The organism is Flaviflagellibacter deserti, from assembly GCF_042652085.1.
In the GTDB taxonomy this organism is placed as follows: Bacteria; Pseudomonadota; Alphaproteobacteria; order Rhizobiales; family Methylopilaceae; genus Flaviflagellibacter; species Flaviflagellibacter deserti.
This window is the reverse complement of record NZ_JBHSJF010000008.1, coordinates 340,402-358,284: the sequence shown is the minus strand read 5'-3', so window position 1 is coordinate 358,284 and position 17,883 is coordinate 340,402. Positions and strand designations below refer to the sequence as shown.

Genomic DNA, 17,883 nt, shown 5'->3' with positions numbered 1-17,883 from the left:
TTCGCGGATCGCGTGCGCGGGCGGCGCATCGCAGAATCTGGACCCAGCGTTCACTTGCGGCAAAGCCGTGCTCTACCCGACGTTACCGCCCGGCGATCACCAGATCGTCGCGATGGACCATGACGCTGCGGAAGGGCGCACCGAGCACTTCCTCGATGGCCGCGCTGTTCTTGCCGGCGATGCGAAGCGCGTCGGCGGCATCGTAGGCGACGAGCCCGCGGCCGATCTCAGTGCCGTCCGAATCCCGAATGACCACCGCATCGCCGCGCTGGAAGCCACCTTCGACACGCGTCACGCCCGCCGGGAGCAGGCTCTTGCCGCTGCGGAGTGCCTTCACCGCGCCGTCGTCGAGGACCAGAGCGCCCTTCGGTTCGAGTGAACCGCCGATCCAGGTCTTGCGGGCGGCGGAGGGAGTGCCCGAGGCCAGGAACCAGGTCGAACGACCGCCCTGCTCGATCGAGCGGATCGGATGCATGATCTTGCCCGAGGCGATGACCATATGGGTGCCGCCCGAGGTCGCGATCTTGCCGGCCTCGATCTTGGTCCGCATACCGCCGCGCGACAGCGCCGAGGCGGCGCCTCCGGCCATGGCTTCGATCTCCGCCGAAATGCGCGGGACGACCGGGATATGTTTGGCGCTCGGGTCCTGCGCCGGAGGGGCCGTATAGAGTCCGTCGATATCCGACAGCAGGATCAGGAGATCGGCGCTCGCCATGGTCGCGACCCGCGCGGCGAGGCGGTCGTTGTCGCCGTAACGAATCTCGGTCGTGGCGACGGTATCGTTCTCGTTGATGACCGGGACGGCCTTGAAGTCGATCAGCCGGGCGATGGTCGCGCGGGCGTTGAGATAGCGCTCGCGCTCTTCCGTATCGCCGAGCGTCAGCAGAATCTGGCCGGCGGTCAGGCCATGGGTGCCGAGCACTTCCGACCACGCGCGCGCCAATGCGATCTGGCCGACGGCCGCGGCGGCCTGGCTTTCTTCGAGGCGGAGCACCCGCTTCGGCAGATCGAGGATGGTGCGGCCGAGCGCGATCGAGCCAGACGAGACGACCAGCACATCCGCACCGCGATGGCGGATCGCCGCGATATCCTCGGCGAGACTCTCCAGCCAGGCGCGCTTCAAGGCGCCCTGTTCGTGGTCGACGAGCAGGGCCGAGCCGATCTTCACGACGACGCGGCGGAACTGGATGAGCTGGGGAACGGTCACGGGGCGGCCGAAAAGCGAGAGTGGACAGGCGCTAACACAAAACTGCGTCAGCCGTCACGGTCGCCATTCGGTGCGCGCGACCGGCGCCTTTTCCGCGTCCTCGATGGCGCGATCAATGTCGATGATGCCCAGCAGTGCCCGAAGCGCTTCAGGCACGCCCTCGCCGGAATGGGCGGACATGATCAGCGGCGTCTTCTTCGCCGCGCGTTTCAGGCGGGCGAGTTGCTGCTTGCGCGTCTCGGGATCGAGCGCGTCGGCCTTGGTCAGGACGACGACCTCCTCCTTCTCCGCGAGCCCGCCGCCATAGGCTTCCAGCTCGGCGCGAACGGTCTTGTAGGCCTCGCCCGCATGCTCCTGCGTGCCGTCGACGAGATGAAGGAGAACGCGGCAGCGCTCGACATGGCCGAGGAAGCGGTCGCCAAGGCCGATACCCTCATGCGCGCCCTCGATCAGGCCCGGAATGTCAGCGAGCACGAATTCTCGGCCGTCCTGACGGACGACGCCGAGACCGGGATGGAGCGTCGTGAACGGGTAGTCGGCGATCTTCGGCTTCGCCGCGGTCACCGTGGACAGGAAGGTCGACTTGCCGGCATTGGGCAGGCCAACGAGTCCCGCGTCGGCGATGAGCTTCAGCTTCAGGATCAGCCAGCGCTCCTCGCCCTCGAGACCCGGATTCGCGCGGCGCGGCGCCTGATTTGTCGAGGTCTTGAAATAGGCGTTGCCGAAGCCGCCATTGCCTCCTTTTGCCAGAAGAACGCGCTGGCCGACATGGGTCATGTCGGCGATGAGCGTCTCCTCGTCCTCCTCGAAGATCTGCGTGCCCGCCGGCATCTTGAGGACGACATCGTCGCCGCCCGCGCCGGTGCGGTTAGCGCCCATGCCGTGACCGCCCGTCTTCGCCTTGAAGTGCTGCTGGTAGCGGTAGTCGATGAGCGTATTCAGCCCATCGACGCACTCCGCCCATACGTCGCCGCCGCGGCCGCCGTCGCCGCCGTTCGGCCCGCCGAACTCGATGAACTTCTCGCGGCGGAAGGAAACCGCTCCGGCGCCACCGTCGCCGGAGCGGATGTAGACCTTCGCCTGGTCAAGGAACTTCATAAAGTCGCTTCTCCCATCTGGGACTGCATCTGCGGGACGATACGCCGTCCGCTACGATTGCGGCCCCAGGACACCAGGCTCTCCCAGATCCACCGCTCCAGACGGAAGCGGTCGACCGGAAAGGCGCCCTTGAAACCGAGCGAGCTGGCAAGGCCGCAGCCCGACCATTGAAATCCGCATTTCTCGATCACGCGTCGCGACGCCGTGTTGGTCACACGGCACGACACGGTGATGCGATCAACACCGATCTGCTCGAAGGCATAATCCACGAGCGCGCGGGCGATCTCCGTCGCATAGCCTTTTCCGCGGAACGGCGCACCGAGCCAATAGCCCAAATCCAGTACGCCGCCCTCACCCTCGCTCAAGCCGCCCGCGCCGACCAGCGTCTGAACGCCATCGATCTCCGCGAATGCCAGGAAATGCTGTTTGTCGTCGGCGCGGATGCCGGCAATCCAGTCCTTGGCATTGGCGAGCGTATAGGGGTGCGGAATCATCGCCGTGTTCTCGGCGATCCATCGATCGTTTGCGAGACGGGCGACGCCTTCGGCATCGCTCGCGCGCGGACGGCGCAGGACCAATCTGCCCGTCCTGAGGATACAGTCTTCGTGCTGTAATGCTTCGCGTTCTTCGCAGATCATGACGCAGCTCCAGATGCGACGAAGGGGAGACTTTGCCAGCCTCCCCTTCGGAACTTTGGAGCCCATTCGGCTCCACCGGGTCGACTGACACCGGCGGAACCGTCGCTTGATCCGCCGTTTACTCTGCTGCCTCGGCCATGGCCGGGGCGACCGTCACATACGTGCGGCCGTTGGCTTTCGAGACGAAGGCCACCTGGCCATCGACGAGGGCAAAAAGGGTGTGATCCGTGCCCATGCCAACGTTCGCGCCGGGATGCCACTTGGTCCCGCGCTGACGCACGATGATGTTGCCGGCAACGACCGCCTGGCCGCCGAACTTCTTCACGCCGAGGCGACGGCCGGCCGAGTCGCGACCATTGCGCGACGAACCGCCTGCTTTCTTATGTGCCATCGGTCTTTACTCCGTCTCGGTCTCGGCCGCCTTGGCGGCCTTCTTCGCCGCCGGCTTCTTGGCCGGGGCTGCGTCTGCATCTGTCGCCTCGACAACCTTCTTGGCCGCCTTCGGCTTCGCGCTGGCTTCCTGGCCCTTCGCCAGGATGTCCGTGATGCGGATCACGGTGTGGTCCTGACGGTGACCACGCTTGCGCTTCGAATTCTGCCGGCGACGCTTCTTGAACGCGATGACCTTGTCGCCGCGGCTGTGCTCGACGATCTCGATCACGACGCGGGCGCCATCCACGAACGGAGCGCCAAAGCTCGGCGTATCACCGCCAAGCGCCAGAACCTCGCCGAGCTCCACCGTGGAGCCGACATCGCCAGCCAGACGGCCGACGGTAATCTTGTCATTCGCGGCGACGCGGTACTGCTTGCCGCCGGTTTTGATGACTGCGAACATCGATTTCTCCCGTGTTCGGATCGGCCTCGAAGGACCGTCTTCTTTGCAGCCTAAGGGTGATACGAAGAGGACCGGGACGAATCCCACCTCTGCGAGGGGCTCTCCTTATATCCATGACGGTCCTGCGTCAACCAATTCACGGTTCACGCTTGTGCGGCGCGAAAGGTCCGTATACACGGTCGCTTCCCATCGCATGACGGCTCGCGGAGAGGTGCCAGAGAGGTCGATTGGGACGGTCTCGAAAACCGTTGTGCCCGCAAGGGTACCGTGGGTTCGAATCCCACCCTCTCCGCCATTTCCCCGCCGATTGCCACCTTTACTATCCAGAAGCTGCAGCGGCTGCGCGGGTGATTACCCGAAACGGGTGCCGGTAAGCTCCTCGGAGACCTGCCAGAGGCGCGCGGTAGCAGCCCGGTCCGATGCTTGCGGCGGGACCTTCGACAAGGCCGGATGCCCGCGTGTTTCACTCATCCTGTCCGGGCCGTAATACGCGCCAGGTTTCGCCTGAGGTGACGTGGCTGCGAAGAGCGTGGGGAGGGCGCCCTGCGACGCGGGCTGGAACAGGAACCAGAGCAGGGACCGCGTGATGCCGGTGATGCTCCAGCGGCCCGGCGCGTTGTGCAGGAGATCGGTGCGGGAAACGCCTGGATGCGCGGCGATGCTCTCAACGCCCCACAGGTTGGCTTCGCTGCGCCGCTGCAACTCGAACGCAAACATCAGGCAGGCGAGCTTCGACTGGCTATAGACCTGCATCGGATTGTAACTCTTGCCCGCATTCAGATCGTCAAAGTCGATCGCGCCGTTACGGGCGGCGACGCTCGATAGCGTGACCACCCGCGCATTCCTCCCCTTGAGCAAAAGCGGCATGAGCTGGCCCGTGAGCGCGAAATGGCCGAGATAGTTGGTGCCGAGCTGCAACTCGAAACCATCCGCGGTCTCCTGCCGCTTCGGCGGCACCATCACGCCCGCGTTGTTGATGAGGAGATCAAGGTTGTCTTCCTGATTCCGTAGCCTTTCGCCGAAATCCGCGATGGACTGGAGGCTGGCAAGATCGACCTGCTCGAACCGGACGATCGCAGAAGGCTCTTCGTGACGGATTTTCGTGACCGCAGCCGCGCCCTTCTCGGGATTGCGGCCCGCGATGATGACCTCACCGCCCACCCGCGCCAGAGCGAGGGCGCTCTCGTACCCGAGCCCCCCGGTGCCGGTGATGACGGCTGAGCGTCCTGTCTGCGAGGGAATATCCGACGCCGTCCACTTTGCCATGATCCTGCCTTCTCAAAAAACTGCACTTGGTGTAAAATAATATCGCACTGAGTGTAATTTTCAACAGGCCATTTTCCATGACAAGGAGCAGCGACCAGAACGCGCCCCGCGAAGGCTTGCGGGAACACAAGCGCCGCGAAACCCTGCGGCGCATCACTGATGCCGGAATGTGCCTCTTCATCGAGAAGGGCTATGAGGCGACGACGCTCGACGAGATCGCGGCCAAGGCGGGCATCTCACGGAGGACGTTCTTCTATTATTTCAAATCGAAGGACGACATTCTGCTGTCCCTGCAAAACGGCATGGGCGACATGCTCGTCGCCGCGCTGCGGGAAGAGCCGCAGGACAAGCGACCTCTTCACGCTATCCGCGATGCGATACTGAAGGTTTGCGCGCCCATCCCTGCCGACGACATGATCGCTATCGACCGCTTGATGCGTTCCAGCGAAGCGGTTCAGGCTCGAAAGCAAGCGTCCTACATCCAGCACGAGAAGGCGCTGTTTGCGGCTCTGCGGGAACGATGGCCGAAGCCTGAGCGCGAAACTGGACTCAGACTCGTTGCCATGATGGCCATTGGCGCGATGCGTCTCGCGTCCGATGCCTTGAGCAGGGAAGACGGCAAACGTCCATTTGACGAGCTACTGCATGAAGCGTTCGACGCGCTGGAGGGCGAAATCTGATCCCTGGTGTCCGCAAGCGTCACCTCATCGGCCAAGCTCAGGGTCGGGTGATCGCCCTAAAGACCCCGCCCGCCCGGTCCGCCAGCACCACCGGCAACCCGAGCAGCAGGACGCCGACGCCGAGAAGCGCGCCCGTGCCGGTATAGACCACGCTCGAATAGAGCAGGTAGGCGCAGGTCAGACTGAAGATCAGCGGAGCGGCCGGGTAGAACGGAACGCGGAAGACCTCACCCGACCGGGCGCCCGGCGTCCGCAGGATCAGGGCGGCCAGCCCTACCAGCAGCAGAAAAAACCAGAATACCGGCGCGGTATATTCAACGATCGTCTGGAAGCCCGTCCTCGTTGCCGCGCCAAGGAGCACGAGGGCGAGAGCGATCGCGCTCTGGGCGATGATGGCGTTCACCGGCGCGTTCCTCTCGGTCTGCCAGGTGCCCAGCGGACCGATGAGCGGCAGATCGCGACCGAGGGAATAATAGAGCCTCGCGCCGGTGAAGATCGTTCCGTTGAGCGTGCTCAGCGCGGCGACACAGATCGCGAGCGCGAGAAAGGCGGAGCCGCCGTCGCCCAATACTCGCGCCATCGCATCGGCCGCGACGGCATCGCTCTGCCTGAGCCCTTCCAGACCGAGGACGTTCAGGTAGGCCAGATTGATCAGCACGTAGAGAACCGTGATCACGGCGATACCGAAGAGCAGCACACGCGGAAGGTTGCGCCTCGGATTTTTCAATTCCGCGGATAGATAGGCCGTCTCGTTCCAGCCGCCATAGGTCAGCAGGATCAGGACCATGGCGAGCCCGACGGCGCCGCTCGGCGCTGTGGAAGCAGCGGGCTGCTGCGGAGGCGCCCCATCATGCAGAATGCCGGCAAGGGCGATGGTCGAGACTCCCAGGATGGTCAACGCGCTGAAGAACAGCTGGACGCCCCGGCCCTTTGGCGTCCCGAACAGATTGATCAGGGTGAAAATCAGGATCGCCAGGCTGGCATAAATCGCCGAACCCCAATCGCCGAGGGAAAGGATGCGCTGAGCGTAGTCGCCGAACACGAATGCAACCGCGGCGATCGCGCCGGTCTGGATGACGGTTAGCCTCGCCCAGGCGAACATCAGCGAGGTCGTGCGGCCGAAGGCCTTGTCGAGAAAATGATATTCCCCGCCGGTGTTCGGGTGGGCGGAGCCCAGTTCGGCATAGACCAGCGCTCCAACCAGGGTAATCGCGCCGCCGAGCAGCCACACGGCGAGGAACGTCGCCTCGCTGCCGACATTGGCAGCGACGATCTGCGGCGTCTTGAAGATGCCGATCCCGACGACGATGCCGACCAGCATGGAAATCCCGTCGACGACGGAGAGGATGGGACGGGGGCTTTTGTCGACGGACGGGCTGGCGTGATCGGTCACGGCTCGTTCCTTCCAGAGAGGTGAATGGAATCAGCCGCGTGAGGCGGACCATGGACTGCCCGTCGATGAATCGCCCTTCATCGTGTCGCCGCTCACCGTCCCGGTGTATCGGACGCCGTTGGCGGTGAAGGAGATCTTCGTGCCGTCGAGCTTCGCATCGGCGATGGTCGCCGAACCCAGGGTGCCGGAGAACGACTGATAGCGCTGGCTGAGGCGCAACTCCTGCTCACCCAGCCGCCAGGCTCCATCGACCTTGGCCGGAACGATCCAGAGCAGGGCGCGGCACCAGCGCTCGCAACCGTCGCCGACCACCGAGGTCTCGTCAGCCGGCCAGTCGCCCATATCGAACGTATTGGAAACGATCCGCGTGCCGGGCGCGAGCTCGAGGATGCGCGGACGGAGCTTCTCGTTGATCGAGGGAAGCAGAAACAGGGTGATCACCTCGGCCGTCGAAAGATCGGTTTCGAAGAGATCGGCCTGTTCGAAAGTCGCGCGCTCGGCGACCTCGGCGTCGGCCGCGTTCCGCCGCGCCAGCGCCACCATGTCGGGATTGTATTCGATGCCTCTGGCGGTCAGCCCGCGCTTCGCGGCCGTTATCACGGTCCGGCCATCGCCAGACCCCAGATCGATCAGGCGGTCCTTAGGGGTGACTTTCGCCATGTCGAGCATGCGATCGACGAGAGCCTGAGGCGTCGGCACCCAGACCACATCCTTGCCGGCTTGGCCGGATTCCGGCTGGTATTGGGCCGGTACGAGCTGCGCGCTCGCCGGAAGCGGCAGGGCAACGGATACCGCAAGGAGCACGCCGATCGCCCAATTGCCTAAACGAACAGGCAACGCGCCGCGTTCGTGGAAAAGCATCATGGCCTCCATCAGCAGTCGCCCAGGCGGTGCCGCGGCAACGGTGATTCCGTCCCGGCAGCCCCGTCCAAGGGTCGGTAGGTAGGACGTCATGGTGGGGCGGAGATGTCGCAGAAGTTTCCCACCCCGCGAGCGGCATGTGTCAATCTGTAAACTTCAAGCGATCCGACAGCCTTTGATACATCCACGCTCGTGCGGTGATCCGCGGATCGTCTAGAGCGTCCGTGTGCCGTTGCGACACGGCCGGACGGAGCGCTGCATTTTCTCGGGTCATGAGCGGTGGCCAGCCAATGGAGCGGCACCCGAACCCGGACGTTTCCGAAACGACCAAAGAGTATCGAGTTGAGAGGTTAGGTCGATGACGTCGGCTATCGACGACATGAAGCGCGACGGCGTGGCCTTCGCCATGACGCGCGAAGGTTACGAACTGCCGGTGCTGGACATTGCGCATTCACGGTTTGCGATCCGGGAAGATGCGGAGACGATCGCCGCACTCAATCGCGAGATCGAAAGGAGCGAGCGCCAGCGCCGCCGCGTGCCGAAATTCATCTGGCGGCTCCTGTTGAAATCGGCGGCGAAGAAATCCCGATTGGCGCGCGCCCTGTTCGACCCCAAGGGCTCGTTCCTCGACGGGATGAGCACCTATGTGATGAAGCTCGGCGGCGACCATCTCGTGCCGCCCCACGACACGCCGATGGACCGCAGATTCGCGTCCTCGCCGCATGCGACCTTCCTGCGGATGCGGACCCAGCAGACCGCGCGCCTGATCGCGGATGGCCTGCGGGCGGAGCTCTCCGAGAACGACAAGCGCCCGCTGCATATCGTCAACATCGCGGGCGGGCCGGCGATGGACAGCATCAACGCCCTGATGCTGCTGGCGGTCTCGTCTCCGGAACTGCTGAACCGGCCGCTCACGATCCACGTCCTCGACATGGCCGAGCCCGGCCCGTATTTCGGGCGCAACGCCCTCCATGCGTTGCAGGATCGCGGCCGCAAGCTCGCCGGGCTCGATATCTCCTTCGAACACCTGGCCTATGACTGGAACGACACGGCGGTCCTTCGCAATCTGCTCGGCAGCCTGACTGGCGTCGTGGCGGCCTGCTCCGAGGGCGGCCTGTTCGAATATGGGAACGACGAGGCAATCGTCGCCAATCTGAGCGCGCTGAAGGCCGCGAACGTAAAATTCGTCGCCGGTTCCGTGACCCGGGCCGACGAGGCGCGCCAGCGGCTGGCCGAGGGCAGCCGGGTCAAGCTGATCCTCCGGGGCATCGAAGTGTTCCGGCCCTTGGCCGAGCGCGCCGGTATCGGCATCGCCGAGGTCCGCAGCACGGTCTGGAGCGATCAGGTCCTGCTCCGACCATTCTGACGATCAGCGGGCATATCTCCTCGCACCGGCAACGCAGAGCACGACGAAAATCGTTACCGCGAGCATCAATGCGCTGACGGGCTCGTGCAGCAGCCAACCCGCCAGCGTCAGGCCGATGAATGGCTGGAGCAGTTGCAGTTGCCCGACCGCCGCGATGCCGCCCTGGGCGAGGCCGCGATACCAGAACACGAAGCCGATCAGCATGCTGAAGGTCGAGACATAGCCGAGGCCGAGCCATGCCGGCTGGCCGACGCCCGCAAAGCTCGCCGGCATGGTGGCGATCGCGAGCGCCGCCGTGAAGGGCAGCGACAGGATCAGCGCCCACGAGATGACCTGCCAGCCGCCGAGCGTGCGTGTGAGCTTCGCTCCCTCGGCATAGCCGAGACCGCAGACGACGATTGCCCCGAGCATCATCAGATCACCCGTCAGCGAAGCCGTACCGTTTTGCACCAAGGCGAAGCCGACGACGGCGAGACTGCCGAGACCGGAAAACAGCCAGAAGACCGGCCGGGGCCGCTCGCCACCGCGCAGCACCGCGAAGATCGCGGTCGACAGTGGCAGGAGGCCGATGAAGACGATCGAATGGGCGGAGGTGATGTGCCGAAGCGCCAATGCTGTCAGCAGCGGAAATCCGACGACCACGCCAAGCGCGACGATCAGCAGAGAAACGAGATCGCCGCGACCCGGACGCCTTTCCCGGAAGGCCAGTATGAGCAGCGCGCCGAGCAGCCCGGCAATGGCGGCACGCGCCATGGTCAGGAATATCGGATCGAAATCCATTACTGCCACTCGCGTCGCCGGCAGTGAGCCGCTGAAGATGACGACGCCGAGAAAGCCGTTGATCCAGCCCGAATTCGCTTCACCCATTCCGATCTCCCATGGCCATTCATGCGGCGATCGAGCGTGGATTTCCCAGATACGGTGGAGTACAGTTTAGCATAACTGTAATGGGCTCCGGAGCGGTACAGATGGAAGAGCGGGTCATCGGCAACGGCACGCTTGCCGACGGCCTGGTGGCGACGATCCGGGGCCGGATCGCCGCGCGAACGCTCGTGCCCGGCGCGAAACTCCCATCCATACGTGCGTTCGCGAAGACGATGCGGGTCTCCAACTCGACAGTCGTCGAGGCCTATGACCGGCTCGCGGCCGAAGGCGCGATCCGCTCGCGGCCCGGCTCCGGTTTCTATGTCGCGGCACCGCTGGCGCCTCTGTCTCTCGCCGAGATCGGGCCGACGCTCGACCGGGCGGTCGATCCGTTCTGGATCGCGCGCCAATCGCTGGAAGCCGGCGACGATGTGCTGAAGCCCGGCTGCGGCTGGCTGCCTCCGTCATGGATGCCGGAGGACGCCCTGCGAAAGGCGCTGCGGGCGCTCTCGCGCGCCGATGATTCCACACTCGCCGATTACGGTTCCCCGCTCGGCCTGACGCCGCTCCGTCAATTGCTGGCGCGCCGCATGGCGGAACGCGGGATCGAGGCATCGCCCGAACAAATCCTGCTCGTCGATTCCGGCACCCATGCGATCGACCTCGTCTGCCGCTATCTGCTGCAGCCCGGCTACACCGTGCTCGTCGACGACCCCTGCTATTTCAACTTCCACTCCATGCTGCGCGCTCATCAGGCCAGGGTCGTCGGCGTGCCGTATACGCCGAGCGGACCGGATATCGGCCTGTTCGCCCGAGCACTGAGCGAACACCGCCCGCGGCTCTACATCACCAATTCCGCGCTGCAGAACCCGACGGGCGCGACGCTCTCGCCGGTCACGGCGCACAAGGTGCTCAAGCTGGCCGACGAGGCCGGGTTGACCATCGTCGAAGACGACATCTTCGCCGATTTCGAACAGACGCCGGCGCCGAGGCTCGCGGCGTTCGACGGGCTGGACCGCGTCGTCCATATCGGCAGTTTCTCCAAGACGCTCTCGGCGTCGCTCCGCTGCGGCTTCATCGCCGCGCCGCGCGGCTGGATCGAGGGTCTCACGGATCTGCGGATCGCAACCTCGTTCGGCAGCAGCCGGATGTCGGCCGAGCTTGTCCTGTCGATCCTCAAGGACGGCAGCTATCGCAGACACATGGAGGGGCTGCGCGTGCGCCTCTCCAGGGCACGCGACGCCACGATCGCCCGGTTGGCGCCACTCGGCCTGACACCGTGGATCGAGCCGGAAGCCGGCATGCTCCTATGGTGCCGCCTCCCTGAGGGGTTAGACGCCGCCGAGATCGCGAAACGGGCACTCGCCCGGAACGTCGTGCTCGCACCTGGCAATGCCTTCAGCCTATCACGAAGCGCGAATGGCTTCTTGCGTTTCAATGTTTCGCAGTCCTTGGATGAGCGGATGTTCGAGGTGCTCGAGGCCGCGATGCGGGAATCACGATGAACGGGATCTGCGTCGAACTGCGATCCTACGCGGATCAGGTGAATCTGCACCGGCACGATTATCATCAGATCGTGCTGCCGTGCCGGGGTGCCCTCGACCTTGAGGTCGAGCATCGCAACGGACAGGTCTCGCAGGGCGTCGGCGTGTTCATCGCCGCCGGCGAAACGCATGCGTTCAGCGCACGCGGCAAGAACCGCTTCATCGTCGCCGACCTTCCGGTCGAGGACGCATTCGTGCCGACAGGAATGGCCGATACATTCGTCGGGACACCGTTCTTCACGATCGGCGCCGATACTCAGGGCCTGATCGACTTTCTGGAGGCCCGGCTCGCGCGCGAGGACCTGACGACCGAAGCGATTTCGGCGTGGAACGGCCTCTTCATCTCGAGCCTGTCCCATCGCCGCGACGGTCGGATCCACACCGCTTTGTCGTTCATGCGAGCGCACAGCTCGAGGTCGATTGGCATAGCGGAGATCGCATCTGCCTGCGGCGTCAGTCCTTCGCGCCTTCATGCTCTCTTCAAGCAAACCTTGGGAGAAAGCCCCCATGCGGCTCTGTCGCGACTGCGGCTCGACCAGGCGAGGCAGCTCCTCGCGGCAACGGACCTATCCATTGCCGAGATCGCCGCTCGAACCGGACACACGGACCAAAGCGCCCTGACCCGCCGCATGCGCCTCTCCGACGGCATCACTCCTGGGCAATACCGGCGAAACGCCCGCCTTGCCGTCACGGCGAGAGGTTCTGCATAAACTTCGCGAGGAAACGCCAATCCGGAGCGCGCCGGCGGGGCTAGAGACGGCGCGGAGGATGGAATGTCGGAACTCAGCGAAACAGCGGCGCGTCCCGGCCAGGCGCGGGCGACCGGTATCGGCCTCGTCGCGATCATGCTGTGGGCGGCGCTTGCCCTGCTCACCGTCCACGCGAACGGCATTCCGAGCTTCGAGCTATTGTCGCTGACCTTCGGCGTGGCCTTTCTCGCAGGCCTCGCGGCACTCGCCATGGGTGGGCGCGAACGTCTGGCCGAGCTTCGCCAGCCGGCGGCCCCCTGGCTGACCGCTTTCGTCGGCATCTTCCTCTACCACGCGCTCTATTTCTTCGCGCTCTCGGCCGCTCCCGCCGCGCAGGCGAGCCTGATCGCCTATCTCTGGCCTCTGTTGATCGTGCTGCTGTCGACGCTCGCCGCCGGGCAGCGATTGCGGCTCCCCCATCTGATCGGCGCAGTGCTCGGCCTTGCCGGCACGTTCAGCCTGTTCCTCGGCAAGAACACCGAAGCCGCCTCGGCGGGGGCGGCCATGGGCTATCTCGCCGCGTTCGGCTGCGCCTTCGTCTGGTCGGGCTATTCGGTCGCGAACCGGAAATATGGCGCGACGCCTAGCGGCATGCTCGTCGGTGTCTGCGGCGCGATCGCCGTCGCGGGCGCGATCTGTCATCTGGTCTTCGAAACGACAATCGCGCCGAACGGCGGGCAATGGCTGGCGATCGTCGCGCTCGGGCTCGGCCCGACGGGCCTCGCCTTCTTCGCCTGGGATCATGCGACCAAGCACGGCAACCTGCCGCTTCTCGGCGCGCTCTCCTACCTAGCCCCGCTCGTCTCGACCCTGCTCCTGATCTTGACCGGGCAGGCCGAATCGAGCCTCGCGATCATCGTCGCGGCGCTGTTGATCATCGGCGGCGCGGCCATCGCCGCGAAGGCGGCCTAACCCGGCTCGTTGAGGCAGCCCGCGACCAGCGCGAAGCGCACGAGATCGGCCAGGCTCTTCGCCTGCATCTTCGACATCACATGCGCGCGGTGGATCTCGACCGTGCGGGCGCTGATGCCGAGTTCATAGGCGACGATCTTGTTCGGATTGCCGCGCACGAGACTCATCAGGACCTGCCTCTCGCGGCTCGACAAGGTGTTCAGCCGCTCCTCGATCGCCGCCTTGACGGGATTCATCTCTTCGCTGGGCTGGGATATCGCCGCCCGCACGGACGAGAGCAGACGTTCATTGTCGAAAGGCTTCTCGATGAAGTCGGCCGCGCCGGATTTCATCGCCTCGACTGCCAGCGGGACGTCGCCATGGCCGGTTATGACGATGACGCTGAGCTCAGGGCGCCGCGCCTTGATCGCGTCCAGAAGTTCGATGCCGGACATCAGCGGCATGCGGACATCAGCGATCAGGCATTTGCAGATATCGGCAGCCCGGGATTCCAGAAAATGCGGGCCAGCTTCGAAGGCTTCCGCCTTCATGCCCGCCATGCCGAGCAGGAAACTCAGCGACTGGCGCGCTCCCGCATCATCGTCAACGACACACACGACCGAGTCATCGGCCATCGGCAGCCTCCTCCTGAGTCAGGGGCAGTGTAAACCTGAAAATCGTGCCGCCGCCTGGGTTTTCGTCAACTTCGATCCGACCGCCGTTTGCTTCGATGATCGTCCGGCAGACGGACAGGCCGACGCCGAGCCCTTCGCGTTTCGTGGTCACGAAGGGCTGGAACAGCTGGTCCGCGACCTCGGGCGCGATGCCGCTGCCGGTATCGGCCACGCTGACTGTGGAATAACCGCCTTCCGTTTTCGCAACCATGACGAGGAGTTCGCGGCGCGGGCAGCCGTCCATGGCCTCGACCGCATTGCGGATGAGATTGAGGATGACCTGCTGGATCTGAACGCGATCGGCGAAGACATGAATGTTCTCGCGCTGGAAGACGAAGGACGTCCGGATGCCGCGCTCCTTGGCGCCGACAAGCGCGAGTGCGCCCGCTTCCTCGACGATGCGCCCGATACTGAAGACCTCCCGATCCGTCTCGCCGCGCGCCACGAAATTGCGCATGCGCCGGATGATCTCGCCGGCCCGCAATGCCTGATCGCTCGCATGCTGCAACGGCGAGCGCAGTAGCTCCGCGGTCTCGTCATTCCTGTCCTTCAGGTAGAGCAGCGTTCCGGCGTGGTAGTTCGCGATTGCCGAGAGCGGTTGGTTGAGCTCGTGCGCGAGCGTGGAGACCATCTCGCCCATCGCGCTCAGCCGGGAGATGTGGATCAGTTCGGATTGCAGTTCCTGGAGCCTCGTTTCGGTCTGCTGCCGCTCGGTCAGGTCGCGGACGAAGCCGGTGAAGAAGCGCTGGTCCATCGAGCGCATCTCGCCGACCGACAATTCCATCGGAAATGTGGAGCCATCCTTGCGCAGGCCGACGACGACCCGGCCGGTTCCGATGATGCGCGCCTCGCCGGTCGCGAGATAGCGCGAGAGATAGGTATCGTGCGCTTCCCGATAGGGAGTGGGCATCAGGATGGAGATGCTTCTGCCAACAGCCTCGTCGGCGAACCAGCCGAACAGCCGCTCGGCGGCGGAGCTGAAGGACTGGATCATGCCCTGCTCGTCGATAACGACCATCGCATCCGGCACGGTGTCGAGGATCGACTTCAGATGCGCCTCGCGTCCGCGCAGCGCCCGCGTCGTGGTCTTCCACCGCCACTGGCTTCGCCGGACGCGCTCGCCAATGATGCCGATGCCGATCCCGTTGAGTGCGAACAGGGCGGCATAGAGAAGATCGGTCTGCGCCAGTCCGGCCTGCCATTTCGCATGCATGCCGATGGAGGTAGCGAGCGCAGTCGCGGTCAAAGCCGGCCCGAGGCCACCGATCGCGGCTCCGACGACGATGGACGGGAAGAACAGGAGATAGCCGGCGGCCGTGCCGGTGAAGGGCTCGAGCAGACCGCGTATCAGCACGCCCGTCGCTAGGGTGGCACAAGCCACGACATAGCCGATGGCCTTTTTCGTCTCCGAACGGGCGGCCTGATCTGTCATCAAGAACTACGACTCGTTACCCGCAACCGATGGGAGCGTCATGCTCCGTTGAACGTTAAGCGAAATCCCGTACGCGACACTCCTTATTTCGCGATTTCCCCGCTCCGCATACTGATTTGGAGACGGAGGGAGACCGCAAATGCTCACGGCCTGCTCGACAATCGGAGTTGCCCACGAAGAGCGCATCGATGCGTGTCATTCGGCGCCACGATCGGAGCAGCTGAGCGGCACCGGCACGGTTCCGGCCGTGGTGATGAGCTACGCGGCCGACGAACGGGTCTTCGGGCAGGGCATGCCCCGCAGGTTCGTCTACAAGGTCAAATCCGGTGTCGTACGCACCTTCACCCTTCTCGGCGACGGCCGCCGGCAGATCGATGCCTTTCATTTTCCGGACGACGTGTTCGGCCTCGAACTCAATGACGATCATTCGCTGTCCGCCGAAGCGGTCGCCGCGACCCAGCTTCTCGTTTTCCAGCGCTCGCTGATCGATCGTGCAGCCGAGAACAATTGCGCCATGGCCCAGGAGCTTCTGTCGCTCACCGGCCGCACGCTCGAGCGCACACGTGCCCAGGTCGTCCTCAGCCGCAGGAGCGCCATCGAGCGGCTCGCGAACTTCCTGCTCAATCTCGGCTCCCGCGTCGGAACCGAAACCTCTGTCGATCTGCCGATGTCGCGCTACGACATCGCCGATTATCTCGGACTCACCATCGAAACCGTATCGCGCATGCTCAGCGAGCTCGAGCGCATCGACGCGATCGTCCTCACAACCACCCGCCACATCGTTTTCCGCGACAGGGTGAAACTAACAGTGCTTTCTAATCCGCCTATGGGATGACACGCATCCTCGTCATTCAGGGACATCCGGATGGCAAAGAGCCTCATCTTTGCCAATCGCTGGCTGACGTCTATTGCGATGAGGCACAACAGAACGGCCATCTCGTCCGCCGCATCGATCTCGCGGCGGTGACTTTCCCTCTTCTCCGCTCCCACAGCGAGTGGCGTCAGCCGCCATCGAAAGAGATCGCGCTGGCGCAGGAGAGCGTCGCCTGGGCCGACCACATCGTCCTGATCTTTCCGCTCTGGCTGGGCTGCATGCCGGCGCTGCTCAAGGGCTTTCTCGAACAATTGCTTCGCCCCGGCTTCGCCCTGACCGAAAGCAGAACGGGGCCGAAGCCATTGCTGACGGGCAAAACCGCCAGCGTGATCGTCACGATGTGCATGCCATCCTCGCTCTACCCTCTCCAGTTCCGTCCCCATGAGCTGAAGGTACTGGAGCGTAACGTTCTGCGGCTCGTCGGCATCCGGCCGCTCCGGCGCATGATCATCGGCCGAGCTGACAAGCTATCGCTTGAGGATCGGGATCGCTGGCTCGACAAACTGCGCCTTCGGGCGGCCGTGGCAGGCTGACCATTCCCGGAATGCAAAAATGAAAAGGCCGGTCCGTTCTGGACCGGCCTTTGGTTACGCCTGGGGTTGGGGGATCAGGCGGCCTGGACGTTGGAGAGGAAGGAGTTGACCTCGCCGCCGAGATTGGCGGAGTGGCGGGCGAGTTCCTGCGCCGCCGCCAGCACCTGGGCGGAGGCGGCGCCGGTGGTGCCGGCCGCTTCCTTCACCTGCTCGATGTTCATCGTCACCTGCTGGGTGCCCTGCGCCGCCTGCTGGACGTTGCGGGCGATCTCGTTGGTCGCCGCCCCCTGCTCCTCGACCGCGGCGGCCACCGTGTAGGTGATCTTGTTGATCGTATCGATCGTGCCGCCGATGCCGCGGATCGCCGCCACCGCTTCCTCGGTCGCGGTCTGGATCTCGGCGATCTGGTTGGAGATGTCGCTCGTCGCCTTCGAGGTCTGGCTGGCCAGTTCCTTCACCTCGGAAGCGACCACCGCGAAGCCGCGGCCGGCCTCGCCGGCGCGCGCCGCCTCGATCGTGGCGTTGAGCGCCAGGAGATTGGTCTGCGCCGCGATGTCGGCGATCAGCGAGACGACGTCGCCGATCTTGTGCGCGCTCTGCGCCAGCGACTGGACGATCTGATCGGCCTTCTTCGCCTCGTCGACCGCGGCTTCGGCGATCCGCGCGCTCTCGCCGACCTGGCGGCTGATCTCGCCGACCGAGGAGGCGAGCTCCTCGGTCGAGGCCGCCACCGTCTGCACATTGGCCGAGGTCTGCTCCGCCGCCGAGGCCACCACCACCGCCTGCTGGTTGGTCTCCTCCGCCGTCGCCGACATCGAGCCCGACGTCGCCTCCATCTCCGACGCCGCCGCCGACAGCGACCGCACCAGTTCCGACGACGAGGCCTGGAAGGTCCGGGTCAGCTCGTCGAGGCGCTGGGCGCGCTTCATCTTCGCCTGGTTCTCGATCTCGGCGAGTTCGCCCAGACGCCGCGCCTCA

19 protein-coding genes and 1 tRNA gene are annotated in these 17,883 nt (G+C 64.8%); 8 read left to right on the top strand and 12 right to left on the bottom strand.

The features are described 5' to 3' along the window. Positions 1-82: 82 nt before the first annotated feature. The 5 genes from proB to rplU form a co-directional block, all read right to left on the bottom strand. Complete coding sequence (gene proB, locus ACFPFW_RS17445) at positions 83-1,207, bottom strand: glutamate 5-kinase (protein ID WP_114957872.1); 1,125 nt, start codon at positions 1,205-1,207, stop codon at positions 83-85. Positions 1,208-1,261: 54 nt separating this feature from the next. Further along, a complete protein-coding gene (obgE, locus tag ACFPFW_RS17440) occupies positions 1,262-2,305 on the bottom strand; it encodes a GTPase ObgE (protein WP_114957873.1) in 1,044 nt (347 codons plus the stop codon). Next, on the bottom strand, positions 2,302-2,883 hold the full coding sequence (locus ACFPFW_RS17435; RefSeq protein WP_379771712.1) for a GNAT family N-acetyltransferase: 582 nt from the start codon (positions 2,881-2,883) through the stop codon (positions 2,302-2,304). The genes obgE and ACFPFW_RS17435 overlap by 4 nt, the downstream gene beginning before the upstream one ends. A 178-nt stretch (positions 2,884-3,061) precedes the next feature. Next, positions 3,062-3,334 carry a 50S ribosomal protein L27 gene (gene rpmA / locus ACFPFW_RS17430; RefSeq protein WP_114957875.1) on the bottom strand — a complete coding sequence of 91 codons (273 nt, stop codon included), beginning with the start codon at positions 3,332-3,334 and terminating at the stop codon, positions 3,062-3,064. A gap of 6 nt (positions 3,335-3,340) precedes the next feature. Continuing rightward, complete coding sequence (gene rplU / locus ACFPFW_RS17425) at positions 3,341-3,778, bottom strand: 50S ribosomal protein L21 (protein ID WP_114957876.1); 438 nt, start codon at positions 3,776-3,778, stop codon at positions 3,341-3,343. A gap of 205 nt (positions 3,779-3,983) precedes the next feature. Between rplU and ACFPFW_RS17420 the strand changes: the two genes are divergently transcribed. After that, a tRNA-Ser gene (locus ACFPFW_RS17420) sits at positions 3,984-4,073 on the top strand. 56 nt (positions 4,074-4,129) lie between these two features. Here ACFPFW_RS17420 and ACFPFW_RS17415 read toward each other — a convergent pair. Next, entirely contained in the window at positions 4,130-5,044 is a 915-nt protein-coding gene (locus ACFPFW_RS17415; protein WP_114957877.1) for an oxidoreductase, read from the bottom strand. Between the two features lie 116 nt (positions 5,045-5,160). On the opposite strand from ACFPFW_RS17415, the gene ACFPFW_RS17410 reads away from it, so the two are divergent. After that, positions 5,161-5,724, top strand: a complete 564-nt coding sequence (locus ACFPFW_RS17410) for a TetR/AcrR family transcriptional regulator (protein ID WP_379771709.1) — start codon at positions 5,161-5,163, stop codon at positions 5,722-5,724. A 37-nt stretch (positions 5,725-5,761) separates the two neighbouring features. On the opposite strand, the gene ACFPFW_RS17405 is transcribed toward ACFPFW_RS17410, so the two are convergent. Further along, positions 5,762-7,117, bottom strand: a complete 1,356-nt coding sequence (locus ACFPFW_RS17405; RefSeq protein ID WP_379771707.1) for an APC family permease — start codon at positions 7,115-7,117, stop codon at positions 5,762-5,764. A gap of 30 nt (positions 7,118-7,147) precedes the next feature. Beyond that, a complete protein-coding gene (locus tag ACFPFW_RS17400) occupies positions 7,148-7,981 on the bottom strand; it encodes an SAM-dependent methyltransferase (RefSeq protein ID WP_379771705.1) in 834 nt (277 codons plus the stop codon). Positions 7,982-8,336: 355 nt separating this feature from the next. Here ACFPFW_RS17400 and ACFPFW_RS17395 point away from each other — a divergent pair, with 355 nt between their 5' ends. Beyond that, complete coding sequence (locus tag ACFPFW_RS17395) at positions 8,337-9,344, top strand: hypothetical protein (RefSeq protein ID WP_114957879.1); 1,008 nt, start codon at positions 8,337-8,339, stop codon at positions 9,342-9,344. A gap of 3 nt (positions 9,345-9,347) precedes the next feature. Here ACFPFW_RS17395 and ACFPFW_RS17390 read toward each other — a convergent pair whose 3' ends face one another. Further along, positions 9,348-10,211, bottom strand: coding sequence for a DMT family transporter (locus tag ACFPFW_RS17390; RefSeq protein WP_114957880.1), 864 nt, complete (start codon positions 10,209-10,211; stop codon positions 9,348-9,350). A 101-nt stretch (positions 10,212-10,312) separates the two neighbouring features. Here ACFPFW_RS17390 and ACFPFW_RS17385 point away from each other — a divergent pair, with 101 nt between their 5' ends. The 3 genes from ACFPFW_RS17385 to yddG all read left to right on the top strand — a co-directional run bounded on the left by ACFPFW_RS17385 (position 10,313) and on the right by yddG (position 13,413). Then, positions 10,313-11,713 carry an aminotransferase-like domain-containing protein gene (locus ACFPFW_RS17385; protein ID WP_114957881.1) on the top strand — a complete coding sequence of 467 codons (1,401 nt, stop codon included), beginning with the start codon at positions 10,313-10,315 and terminating at the stop codon, positions 11,711-11,713. After that, positions 11,710-12,462 (top strand): AraC family transcriptional regulator, encoded by a 753-nt coding sequence (locus ACFPFW_RS17380; RefSeq protein WP_114957882.1) that lies wholly within the window; start codon positions 11,710-11,712, stop codon positions 12,460-12,462. Before ACFPFW_RS17385 ends, ACFPFW_RS17380 begins: the two co-directional genes overlap by 4 nt. A 63-nt stretch (positions 12,463-12,525) precedes the next feature. Beyond that, positions 12,526-13,413: an aromatic amino acid exporter YddG gene (gene yddG / locus ACFPFW_RS17375; protein ID WP_114957883.1), complete on the top strand. Its 888-nt coding sequence runs from the start codon at positions 12,526-12,528 to the stop codon at positions 13,411-13,413. Here the strand turns inward: yddG and fixJ are convergent. Then, the gene (fixJ, locus tag ACFPFW_RS17370) at positions 13,410-14,027 is read right to left on the bottom strand and encodes a response regulator FixJ (RefSeq protein ID WP_114957884.1); all 618 of its coding nucleotides are present in this window, start codon (positions 14,025-14,027) and stop codon (positions 13,410-13,412) included. The genes yddG and fixJ overlap by 4 nt on opposite strands. Next, entirely contained in the window at positions 14,017-15,498 is a 1,482-nt protein-coding gene (locus tag ACFPFW_RS17365; protein ID WP_114957885.1) for a PAS domain S-box protein, read from the bottom strand. Before ACFPFW_RS17365 ends, fixJ begins: the two co-directional genes overlap by 11 nt. Positions 15,499-15,637: 139 nt before the next feature. Between ACFPFW_RS17365 and ACFPFW_RS17360 the strand changes: the two genes are divergently transcribed. Then, entirely contained in the window at positions 15,638-16,333 is a 696-nt protein-coding gene (locus ACFPFW_RS17360; protein WP_114957886.1) for a helix-turn-helix domain-containing protein, read from the top strand. After that, the gene (locus tag ACFPFW_RS17355) at positions 16,330-16,905 is read left to right on the top strand and encodes an NAD(P)H-dependent oxidoreductase (RefSeq protein WP_114957887.1); all 576 of its coding nucleotides are present in this window, start codon (positions 16,330-16,332) and stop codon (positions 16,903-16,905) included. The genes ACFPFW_RS17360 and ACFPFW_RS17355 overlap by 4 nt, the downstream gene beginning before the upstream one ends. Before the next feature lie 74 nt (positions 16,906-16,979). On the opposite strand, the gene ACFPFW_RS17350 is transcribed toward ACFPFW_RS17355, so the two are convergent. Further along, a partial coding sequence (locus tag ACFPFW_RS17350) for a methyl-accepting chemotaxis protein (protein WP_379771700.1) occupies positions 16,980-17,883 on the bottom strand: 904 nt, incomplete at its 5' end.

Excerpts from the sequence above, each read along its gene's own strand:
- ACFPFW_RS17415 (WP_114957877.1), bottom strand. The coding sequence starts at position 5,044 with ATGGCAAAGTGGACGGCGTCGGATATTCCCTCGCAGACAGGACGCTCA.
- ACFPFW_RS17385 (WP_114957881.1), top strand. The coding sequence starts at position 10,313 with ATGGAAGAGCGGGTCATCGGCAACGGCACGCTTGCCGACGGCCTGGTG.
- obgE (WP_114957873.1), bottom strand. The coding sequence starts at position 2,305 with ATGAAGTTCCTTGACCAGGCGAAGGTCTACATCCGCTCCGGCGACGGT.
- ACFPFW_RS17365 (WP_114957885.1), bottom strand. The coding sequence starts at position 15,498 with ATGACAGATCAGGCCGCCCGTTCGGAGACGAAAAAGGCCATCGGCTAT.
- yddG (WP_114957883.1), top strand. The coding sequence starts at position 12,526 with ATGTCGGAACTCAGCGAAACAGCGGCGCGTCCCGGCCAGGCGCGGGCG.
- ACFPFW_RS17400 (WP_379771705.1), bottom strand. The coding sequence starts at position 7,981 with ATGATGCTTTTCCACGAACGCGGCGCGTTGCCTGTTCGTTTAGGCAAT.
- fixJ (WP_114957884.1), bottom strand. The coding sequence starts at position 14,027 with ATGGCCGATGACTCGGTCGTGTGTGTCGTTGACGATGATGCGGGAGCG.
- rplU (WP_114957876.1), bottom strand. The coding sequence starts at position 3,778 with ATGTTCGCAGTCATCAAAACCGGCGGCAAGCAGTACCGCGTCGCCGCG.
- ACFPFW_RS17355 (WP_114957887.1), top strand. The coding sequence starts at position 16,330 with ATGACACGCATCCTCGTCATTCAGGGACATCCGGATGGCAAAGAGCCT.
- ACFPFW_RS17390 (WP_114957880.1), bottom strand. The coding sequence starts at position 10,211 with ATGGGTGAAGCGAATTCGGGCTGGATCAACGGCTTTCTCGGCGTCGTC.
- ACFPFW_RS17360 (WP_114957886.1), top strand. The coding sequence starts at position 15,638 with ATGCTCACGGCCTGCTCGACAATCGGAGTTGCCCACGAAGAGCGCATC.
- rpmA (WP_114957875.1), bottom strand. The coding sequence starts at position 3,334 with ATGGCACATAAGAAAGCAGGCGGTTCGTCGCGCAATGGTCGCGACTCG.
- ACFPFW_RS17380 (WP_114957882.1), top strand. The coding sequence starts at position 11,710 with ATGAACGGGATCTGCGTCGAACTGCGATCCTACGCGGATCAGGTGAAT.
- ACFPFW_RS17395 (WP_114957879.1), top strand. The coding sequence starts at position 8,337 with ATGACGTCGGCTATCGACGACATGAAGCGCGACGGCGTGGCCTTCGCC.